The following is an 8674-nucleotide window of genomic DNA, read 5'->3' as shown; positions in this document are numbered from 1 at the left end:
CCACCTCCGGCCCGACTGGGAACGCCCCCTGCGCCGCCTCTCCGCCCGCCACCAGGTCCTCGCCATCGAGATCATCGACCCCCGCGAACTCGACCTCCCCGACGTCGGCCTCGTCGAGATGACCGACCCCGAGACCGGCAGCGTCCACGAGATCGTCCTCAGCCGCCGCGTCCGCGAACGGTACGCCGCCGCCGCGGCCGCGCAACGCGACCGCACCCGCGACGCCCTGCGCCGCAGCGGCGCCCACCACCTCGTCCTGCGCACCGACCGCGACTGGATCGCCGACATCGCCCGCTTCGCCCTCCGCCAGCGCCGCGCCGCAGGACGGTCCGTCGAACGGAGCTCGTCCGTTGAAAGGCGGCGGGCGGGGGCTGGAGGACGGTCCGTCGAACGGAGTCCGTCCGTCCAACGGCGGCAGTCGGGGCCCGGAGGACGGTCAGCCAGCACCGCGGGAGAGCGCCCATGACCTTCCTGTCACCCGAACGCCTCTGGCTCCTCGGCGTCCTGCCCGCACTGGCCGCCGTCTACGTCCTGCTGCAACTGCGCCGCGGACAGCACGCCGTCCGCTTCACCAACCTCGCCCTGCTCACCCAGGTCGCGCCCCGCCGCCCCGGCTGGCGCCGGCACGTCGCCGCCGGCCTGTTCCTCGTCATGATCACCCTCATGATGATCGGGTTCGCGCGGCCCGCCGACTCCGTCAAGGTCCCCCGCGACCGCGCCACCATCCTCGTCGCCATCGACGTCTCCCTGTCCATGATGGCCAGGGACGTCCCGCCCAGCCGCTTCGACGCCGCCAAGGCCGCCGCCAAGAAGTTCATCGGCGAGCTCCCCGGACGCTTCAACGTCGGCGTCGTCGCCTTCGCCGGCAGCGCCAACCTCGTCGCCGCGCCGTCCACCGACCGCGCCGCCGCCGTCGCCTCCATCGACCAGCTCGTCATGGCCAAGCGGACCGCCATCGGCGAGGCCGTCTTCACCGGCCTGCAGGCCGTCCGGTCCTTCGACGCCGAAGCCCGCCAGGACCCGCCGCCCGCCCACATCGTCCTGCTGTCCGACGGGGACAACACCACCGGACGCTCCGTCCAGGAGGCCATCGACGCCAGCCGCGCCGCGCACGTCCCCGTCTCCACCATCGCGTTCGGCACCCCCTACGGCACCGTCGACATCGAGGGCGAGACCACCAGCGTCTCGGTCAACAAGGAGACCCTGCGCTCCCTCGCCGACAGCACCGAGGGCAAGGCCTACGAGGCCGCCGACTCCGCCGAGCTCCGCGACGTCTACGCCAACATCGGCACCTCCCTCGGCTTCAAGACCGAGCACCGCGACGTCGCCGCCCGCTACACCGGCATCGCGCTGCTGTTCGCGCTCGCCGCCGGCGGCGCCTCCCTGGCCTGGTTCTCCCGCCTGCCCTGACCGCTGATACGGTCGGCCGACGTGGGGGATCACTACTTCGCCGAACGGCCCGGCACCGCGAGCCGCCGCCGCACCGTCGACCTCGTCCTGCCCGACCTGCACCTGCGGCTCGACACCGACAGCGGCGTGTTCTCCCCCGACCGCGTCGACCCCGGCACCCGCGTGCTGCTGGAGACCGTCCCCGCGCCCCCGCAGGACGGCGACCTCCTCGACCTCGGCTGCGGCTACGGCCCCATCGCCCTCACCCTCGCCAGACGTTCGCCCCAGGCGATGGTCTGGGGCGTGGACGTTAATCAGCGAGCCCTGGAACTCGCTGAAAGTAATGCTCACGCCGCCGGCCTTGACAATGTAAGGTTCTGCTTGGCGGACGATCTCGACCCCGGCCTCCGCTTCGCCGCGATCTGGTCCAACCCGCCGATCCGCATCGGCAAGGCCGCCCTGCACGACCTCCTCCGCGCCTGGCTCCCCCGCCTCACCCCCACCGGCCTCGCCCACCTCGTCGTCCAGAAGCACCTCGGCTCCGACTCCCTGCAGCGGTGGCTGGACGCCCAGGGCCACCCCACCGAGCGGATCGCGTCCCGGTCCGCTTACCGCGTCCTGCGCGTCGCACCCCGCCCGGAAACCAGCACCGAAGCCCGCACGGATGACAGCACGGAAGGCCACACCCGATGAGCGGCCCCGACCGCCCGCACACCCCAGCCCAAGGACGCAGGCAGCTGCGCGGCACCGACGTCAAGCGCCTCAACCGCGACTGGCGGCGCCGCACCGACGCCCGCCTCGACCTGCTGGTGGAGTCGGTCACCCAGCCGTTCAACATCGGCTCGATCATCCGCAGCGCCGCCGTGTTCGGCGTCGAGCGCCTCTGGCTCGCCGGCAACGCCACGCCCCCGACCCACAAGGCCGTCGACAAGACCGCCCTCGGCACCGCCCGCCTCGTCCCCTGGGAACACGCCGGCTCCCCCGGCGACGCCGCCGCGGCCGTCCGCAAGGAGGGACTGCGGCTGGTCGCCGTCGAGCTCACCGCCGACGCCGTCCCCCTGCACGAGGCACCCCTGGACGGCGACGTCTGCCTCGCGGTCGGCGGCGAGGACCACGGCTGCTCCCCCGCCCTGCTGGCCGCCGCCGACGCCGTCGCCTACATCCCGCAGATCGGACGCGTCGGCTCCCTCAACGTCGCCGTCGCCACCGCCATCGCCCTCGCCGAGGCCCGCCGCCGCGACTGGACCGCCTAACCCCCCGCACCACCGCCCCAGCCCCGGCCGGGCCGCGCCGCTACACTGCTCCCGTGCAGTTCCTCACCCACGGATAGGACGCCCCCGCGCCACCGCGAAACGCGCCGGCGCCGGCCCGCGTCCCCCTGTCACCGCCCCGGCGAGGGCCCTTCCGAGGAACACACCGTGACCGCCTCGTACGCCTCCGTCCTGCGCACCCCGCACGCCCTGCGCACCTTCACCCTCGCGCTGCTGGGACGCCTGTCCTACGGGACGGTGTTCCTGTCCCTGACCCTGGCGTTCACCGCGTCCACCGGCTCCTACGCCGCCGCGGGCGCCCTGATGGCCCTGCTCGGACTCACCGGCGCCGCCCTGTCGCCCGTGCGCGCCGCGCTCATCGACCGGCACGGCGCACGCCGCGTCCTGCCCCCGATGACCGCCGCCTACGCCGCGCTGCTGACCGTCCTGGCCGCGCTGACCTGGCGTCCCGGCGCGCCCGTCCCCCTCCTGGGGGTCCTGTGCGTCGCCACCGGCGTCTGCCAGCCGCCCATCGGCGTCGTCATGCGGACGCTCTGGCGCGGCCTCCTCCAGGACGCCGCGCATCTCCGCCGCGCCTTCAGCCTCGACACCGTCTCCGAGGAGCTCGTCTTCGTCACCGGGCCGCTCCTCGCGGGACTGCTGGCCGCGGCCGTCTCCCCGTCCCTCGGCATCGCCCTCAGCGCCGCCCTGATCATCGTGGGCGTCCTCGGCGTCGCCGCCTCCCCCGCGGTGCCGCCGCGACCGGCCGCAGCCCGCCGCGAAGGGCCCCGCATCCGCGCGTTCGCGCCCGTGCCGGCCATCGCCGTCGCCGCCACCGGCTTCGCGCTCGGCTCGACCGGGCTGCTGGCCGTCGCGTTCACCGAACGGCACCACCAGCCCGCGGCGGTCGCCTGGGTGGAGGCCGCGATCGCCGCGGGCAGCACCCTTGGCGGCCTCGCCTACGGCGCCCTCAGCCGGACGGCCCCCGGACGCGGCCGGCTCGCCGTCCTGGTCTGCCCGGTCGGCCTCGTCCTCGCGGCGGCCGGGCTCGCCCCGTCCGTCGCCGTCCTGGCCGCGGCCGCCTTCACCGTCGGGCTGTTCGTCGGCCCCACCTTCACCACCGCGTTCCTGATCACCGACGCGACCACGGCGCCCCCCGCACGCACCCGCGCCGTCGCCTGGATCAGCACCTCCGTCAACCTCGGCATCTCCGCCGGGTCGGCGGCGACCGGCATGTTCCTGGACGCGCTGCCCCTGCCGCTCTGCTACGCCCTGGCCGCCGCCCCGGCCGCCCTCGCCCCGGCCCTGCTGCTGAGTTTGCCGAAACCGCAACAGAGTTCGCCGGACGCGCCAGTGAAGGTCCACCATCGGGCCATGGACGACGACACCACGGAACGCCAGGAATACTGGGACGCCCGCTACGCCGAGCACGACCACCTCTGGAGCGGCGAACCCAACGCCATGCTCGTCCAGGAGGTCACCGACCTGGACCCCGGCACCGCCCTGGACCTCGGATGCGGCGAGGGCGGCGACGCCATCTGGCTGGCCCGCCGCGGCTGGCGCGTCACCGCGACCGACATCTCCGGCGTCGCCCTCGACCGCGCCGCCCGCCACGCCGCGGACGCCGGCGTCGCCGACCGCGTCGACTTCCAGCAGCACGACCTGGGCGTGTCCTTCCCCGAAGGCGTCTACGACCTGGTCTCCGCCGCGTTCCTGCACTTCCCCAAAGAGGGCGTGCCGCGCGAGCCGATCCTGCGCGCCGCCGCCGCGGCCGTCGCCCCCGGCGGGACCCTGCTCATCCTCGGCCACGCCGGGCCCCCGCCCTGGGACCCCGACGCCTACCCGTCCGCGGAGCTGCCCACCGCCGCCGAGGTCCTGGCCTCCCTGCGGCTCCCCGGCGACACCTGGGACGTGCTCTACGAAGGCGAGCACGAACGCGTCCAGACCGCCCCCGACGGACGCACCATGACCCGCACCGACAGCACCCTCAAAGTCCGCCGCCGCCCCACCTGACGGGCCCGTTGGTCCGACCCCGCCCTGAGGCGGACCGCCGCCGCCGTCAGCGGCCGGCGGTCCGCTCCATCAGCGCGGTGAACTCCTCCAGCGAGATCTTCCCGTCGCCGTTGGCGTCGGCGGCCACGACCACCTCCACCGCGCGGGTGTCGGTGATGTCCTGCCCGAGCTTGCTCATCAGGTTCTTCAGCTCGGCCGTCGAGATGTAGCCGTCGCCGTCCACGTCCACGAGCTCGAACGTCGCCCGGTACTCGTTCACGTCCGCCATGGTCCCGCTCCCTCGGTGATCGATTGCCGCGCCGACGGTAGCACCGGGCGCGCCCGGCCCGAGGCCTTTACGTAGTAAGGTCCAGCGTGGCCACGAGGTCGGCAATAATCGGACGGGTGCGCCGCTCGTACGAATTCCTCGACCACCCCGGGCCGATCGCCTTCGCCCACCGAGGCGGCGCGGGCGGGCGGCCCGAGAACTCCATGGCCGCGTTCCAGCGCGCCGTCGACCTCGGCTACCGCTACCTGGAGACCGACGCGCACGCCACCGCCGACGGCGTCGTCGTCGCCTTCCACGACCGCACCCTCGACCGCGTCACCGACCGCAACGGCGCCATCGCCGAGCTCCCCTACGCCGAGGTCGCCAAGGCCCGCATCGGCGGCACCGAGCCCATCCCCCGCCTGGAGGAGCTCCTCGCCGCCTTCCCGGACGCGCGCGTCAACATCGACCTCAAGGACGCCCCCGTCATCGGCCCCCTCGCCGCCGCGCTGCACCGCGCCAGGGCCTGGGACCGGGTGTGCCTCACGTCCTTCTCCACCCGCCGGCTGGCCCAGATGCGCGCCCGCCTGCCCCTGTTCACCGACCGGGACGTGTGCACGGCGCTGGGCCCGCGCGGCGTGATGGCCCTGCGCGCCAAGTCCTACGGCGGCCCGGCCGCCAAGCTCATCCGCCTGGCCGCCACCGGCGTCGCCTGCGCCCAGGTCCCCTACGGCCTCGGGCCCCTCCCGTTCGTCACCGAGTCGTTCATCGCCCGCGCCCACGAACTCGGCCTGCAGGTCCACGCCTGGACGGTCAACGACCGCCCCGACATGGAACGCCTCCTCGACCTCGGCGTCGACGGCATCATGACCGACGAGATCCTCACCCTCCGCGCCGTCATGACGTCCCGCGGCCAATGGCCCGGCCCCGGCCCCGGCAGCGCCGCCGGCTGAACGAGCGGGCGCTCAGCGGCGGAAGCCGGGCGGCCGGTACTCGGCCGCGACGCGCAGCGGAGTCGACGGGGTCTGCGGACGCTCGACAGGCCGCGCCTGCTGCCCCGCCTGGGAAGCCTGCGTCAGGTCGACGCGCTGCGACTTGACCAGCTCCAGGAGCTCCAGGTCCTCCGGGGAGACCAGCGCGGCCATCACCCGTCCCCGCCGCGTCAGCTTGACGGGCTCGCCCGTGTAGGCGACCCGGTTCACCAGGTCCGCGAACTGGGCACGTGCTTCGGTTACCGGAACATCCACGTTTTTCATCGTATAGCGAAACCCCGGGGTACTCCCCTGGTCACTCCCTCCCTCCCAGGCTAGCGTGCTACGTACGTAGCGTACAGAACGTACAGATCGAGGAGGAGCTCGTGAACGGCGAACCGGAGCGGTGGAGCGGCGAGCGACGGGCGGAGACGTTCGCGGGGAGGACGTGGGCCGCGGTGGCGGAGGCGCCGCTGCTGGCGGAGGCGCAGCTGTTCGAGCGGCTGCTCGCGCAGCGGATCGTCTTCATCGGCACCGAGATCGACGACAAGGTCGCCAACCGGATCAACGGGGAGCTGCTGCTCCTCGCCGCGCAGGACGCGGAGCGCGACATCACGATCTACATCAACTCGCCCGGCGGCGTCGTCGACGCCGGGATGGCGATCTACGACATGATGCAGTTCGTCCCGAACGACATATCCACGGTCGCGATGGGCATGGCCGCGTCCATGGGACAGACCTTGCTGTGCGCCGGGACGCGGGGCAAGCGGTACGCGCTGCGCCACGCACGGGTGATGATGCACCAGCCGCACGGCGGGATCGGCGGCACCGCGTCCGACATCAAGATCCAGGCCGAGCAGTCGCTGTACCTCAAGCGGACCCTGGCGGAGCGGACCGCGTTCCACACCGGCCAGCCGCTGGAGCGGATCGAGGCCGACGGGGACCGCGACGCCTGGTTCACCGCCGAGCAGGCGCGCGACTACGGTTTCGTGGATCACGTCATCGACAGCACCGACCGGGTGGGCACATGACACGGGCGGAACGGCGCTACCTCGTCCCCGAGTTCGAGGAGCAGACCACCTACGGGCGCAAGCACACCGACCCCTACAACAAGCTCTTCGAGGACCGGATCGTGTTCCTCGGCGCGCCCGTCGACGACATCAGCGCCAACGACGTCACCGCGCAGCTGCTGGCCCTGGAGGGCATGGACCCCGACCGGCCCATCGCCCTCTACATCAACTCCCCCGGCGGGTCGCTGACGGCGATGCTCGCGATCTGCGACACGATGCGCTACGTCCGGCCGCCGATCGAGACGACGTGCGTCGGGCAGGCCGGGTCGGCGGCGGCGGTCCTGCTGGCGGCGGGCTCGCCGGGCCGGCGGGCGGCGCTGACCGGCGCGCGGATCCTGCTGCACGAGCCGGCGATCGAGGTGGCCCGCGGCTACACCACCGACCTGGACATCCAGGCCCGCGAGGTGCTGCGGCTGCGCGCCCAGACCGAGGCGATCGTGGCGGAGGCCACCGGGAAGGACCCCGGGACCGTCCGCCGCGACCTGGACCGGGAACGCTACTTCACCGCCGCCGAGGCCAAGGACTACGGGCTGATCGACGAGGTGCTCACGTCCCGTCACTGAGGCTCGCGCGGGGCCGCCGAGGGGGCGCGGCCCGGTGCGGCCGCAAACGGCAGGGTTGGATCACCATGGCCCGGGGAATCTTGTCGTGGGATTCAGCGTTGGTCAGGGCAAGACCGCAAGCCGTCTGGGAGGCACGTGACGATGGCCGAGCGCGCACTTCGCGGCACCCGACTCGGAGCGACGAGCTACGAGAACGATCGCAACACCGATCTGGCCCCTCGCCAAGAGGTGGACTACACCTGCACGAAGGGCCACCGGTTCACCGTGACGCTCGCAGCCGAGGCCGAGGTGCCGATGACCTGGGAATGCCGCAACTGCGGCGCCACGGCCCTGCGGGTCGACGGGGAGCTGCCCCAAACCAAGAAGGGCAAGCCGCCGCGCACGCATTGGGACATGCTCATGGAGCGCAGGACGCTCGAAGACCTTGAGGAGGTTCTGGCTGAGCGTCTGGCGATCCTGCGCGCGGGACGCAGGAAGTCGGCGTGAGCATCGACTGAGATTTCACGGATCGGGCCCGTACCGGGGATACGGTACGGGCCCGATTCACGTCCGTCCGGGGCCGGCGGCTCCAGCTGCGCGAGCCGCAGCGGGCCGCCAAGAGCAACCCGCGGTCAGGTGCGGGACGGGGAGTCGTCCTCGTCGATGACCTCGCCGCGGACCACCGGGCCCGGCGGGGTCTCGACGCGGTCGGGGCCGGGCCCGCGTCCGAACGGGTCGAAACCGGCGGCGAAGCCCGGCGGGAACGCGGCGCGCGACCGCGCCCTGTCCTCGGCCGCCCGCATCCGCCGCGACGCGTACCGCGACAGCACGCGGCGCACCAGCGGACGGGTGAACGGCAGCACGAACGCGAACCCGAACACGTCGGTGACGAACCCGGGCGTCAGCAGCAGCACGCCGCCGGCCATGACCAGGGCGGCGTCGGCGAGCTCCCGGTCGGGCATGACGCCGCGCCGCAGCGTCTCCTCCAAGGCGCGCCACGCGCGGCGGCCCTCCCGGCGCACGATCCAGCCGCCGAGCAGGCTCTCGGCGACCAGGAGCCCGACCGTGGGCCAGGCGCCGATGGCGCCGCCCACCTGGATGATCACGTAGATCTCCGCGACGGGCATCGCCAGGAACGCCAGGACCAGTAGCAGCGGCAGCATGGCTCCATCTTCGGGTCGCGGGGTGAATC

General features: G+C 73.4%; 11 protein-coding genes and 1 pseudogene. 9 read left to right on the top strand and 3 right to left on the bottom strand.

All coding sequences use genetic code 11. The annotated features are described in order from the left end of the window. The 5 genes and pseudogenes from ACH34T_RS05540 to ACH34T_RS05520 form a co-directional block, all read left to right on the top strand. Positions 1-466: pseudogene (locus ACH34T_RS05540) on the top strand (hypothetical protein); the annotation flags it as partial. Then, positions 463-1410 (top strand): VWA domain-containing protein, encoded by a 948-nt coding sequence (locus ACH34T_RS05535; protein WP_395990849.1) that lies wholly within the window; start codon positions 463-465, stop codon positions 1408-1410. The pseudogene ACH34T_RS05540 and the gene ACH34T_RS05535, both read left to right, overlap by 4 nt. A gap of 21 nt (positions 1411-1431) precedes the next feature. Beyond that, a complete protein-coding gene (locus ACH34T_RS05530) occupies positions 1432-2082 on the top strand; it encodes a class I SAM-dependent methyltransferase (RefSeq protein WP_395990848.1) in 651 nt (216 codons plus the stop codon). Beyond that, positions 2079-2642: a TrmH family RNA methyltransferase gene (locus ACH34T_RS05525; protein ID WP_395990847.1), complete on the top strand. Its 564-nt coding sequence runs from the start codon at positions 2079-2081 to the stop codon at positions 2640-2642. Before ACH34T_RS05530 ends, ACH34T_RS05525 begins: the two co-directional genes overlap by 4 nt. A gap of 165 nt (positions 2643-2807) precedes the next feature. Beyond that, complete coding sequence (locus ACH34T_RS05520) at positions 2808-4652, top strand: MFS transporter (RefSeq protein WP_395990846.1); 1845 nt, start codon at positions 2808-2810, stop codon at positions 4650-4652. Positions 4653-4698: 46 nt separating this feature from the next. Here ACH34T_RS05520 and ACH34T_RS05515 read toward each other — a convergent pair whose 3' ends face one another. After that, positions 4699-4920, bottom strand: coding sequence for an EF-hand domain-containing protein (locus tag ACH34T_RS05515; protein WP_395990845.1), 222 nt, complete (start codon positions 4918-4920; stop codon positions 4699-4701). A 116-nt stretch (positions 4921-5036) separates the two neighbouring features. Between ACH34T_RS05515 and ACH34T_RS05510 the strand changes: the two genes are divergently transcribed. Beyond that, positions 5037-5852: a glycerophosphodiester phosphodiesterase gene (locus ACH34T_RS05510; protein ID WP_395990844.1), complete on the top strand. Its 816-nt coding sequence runs from the start codon at positions 5037-5039 to the stop codon at positions 5850-5852. A 12-nt stretch (positions 5853-5864) separates the two neighbouring features. On the opposite strand, the gene ACH34T_RS05505 is transcribed toward ACH34T_RS05510, so the two are convergent. After that, positions 5865-6155 (bottom strand): type II toxin-antitoxin system Phd/YefM family antitoxin, encoded by a 291-nt coding sequence (locus tag ACH34T_RS05505; protein ID WP_395990843.1) that lies wholly within the window; start codon positions 6153-6155, stop codon positions 5865-5867. Positions 6156-6328: 173 nt separating this feature from the next. On the opposite strand from ACH34T_RS05505, the gene ACH34T_RS05500 reads away from it, so the two are divergent. The 3 genes from ACH34T_RS05500 (at position 6329) to ACH34T_RS05490 (ending at position 7989) form a co-directional block, all read left to right on the top strand. Next, complete coding sequence (locus ACH34T_RS05500) at positions 6329-6901, top strand: ClpP family protease (protein WP_395990867.1); 573 nt, start codon at positions 6329-6331, stop codon at positions 6899-6901. Then, positions 6898-7503: an ATP-dependent Clp protease proteolytic subunit gene (locus ACH34T_RS05495; protein ID WP_395990842.1), complete on the top strand. Its 606-nt coding sequence runs from the start codon at positions 6898-6900 to the stop codon at positions 7501-7503. Before ACH34T_RS05500 ends, ACH34T_RS05495 begins: the two co-directional genes overlap by 4 nt. Positions 7504-7644: 141 nt before the next feature. After that, positions 7645-7989 (top strand): RNA polymerase-binding protein RbpA, encoded by a 345-nt coding sequence (locus tag ACH34T_RS05490; protein WP_395990866.1) that lies wholly within the window; start codon positions 7645-7647, stop codon positions 7987-7989. A gap of 125 nt (positions 7990-8114) precedes the next feature. On the opposite strand, the gene ACH34T_RS05485 is transcribed toward ACH34T_RS05490, so the two are convergent. Then, positions 8115-8645, bottom strand: coding sequence for an FxsA family protein (locus ACH34T_RS05485; protein WP_395990841.1), 531 nt, complete (start codon positions 8643-8645; stop codon positions 8115-8117). Positions 8646-8674 lie beyond the last annotated feature (29 nt).

This window comes from Actinomadura sp. 9N215, from assembly GCF_044326345.1.
In the GTDB taxonomy this organism is placed as follows: domain Bacteria; phylum Actinomycetota; class Actinomycetes; order Streptosporangiales; family Streptosporangiaceae; genus Spirillospora.
The sequence above is the reverse complement of the archived record's forward strand: the minus strand, read 5'-3'. Positions and strand labels throughout refer to the sequence as shown.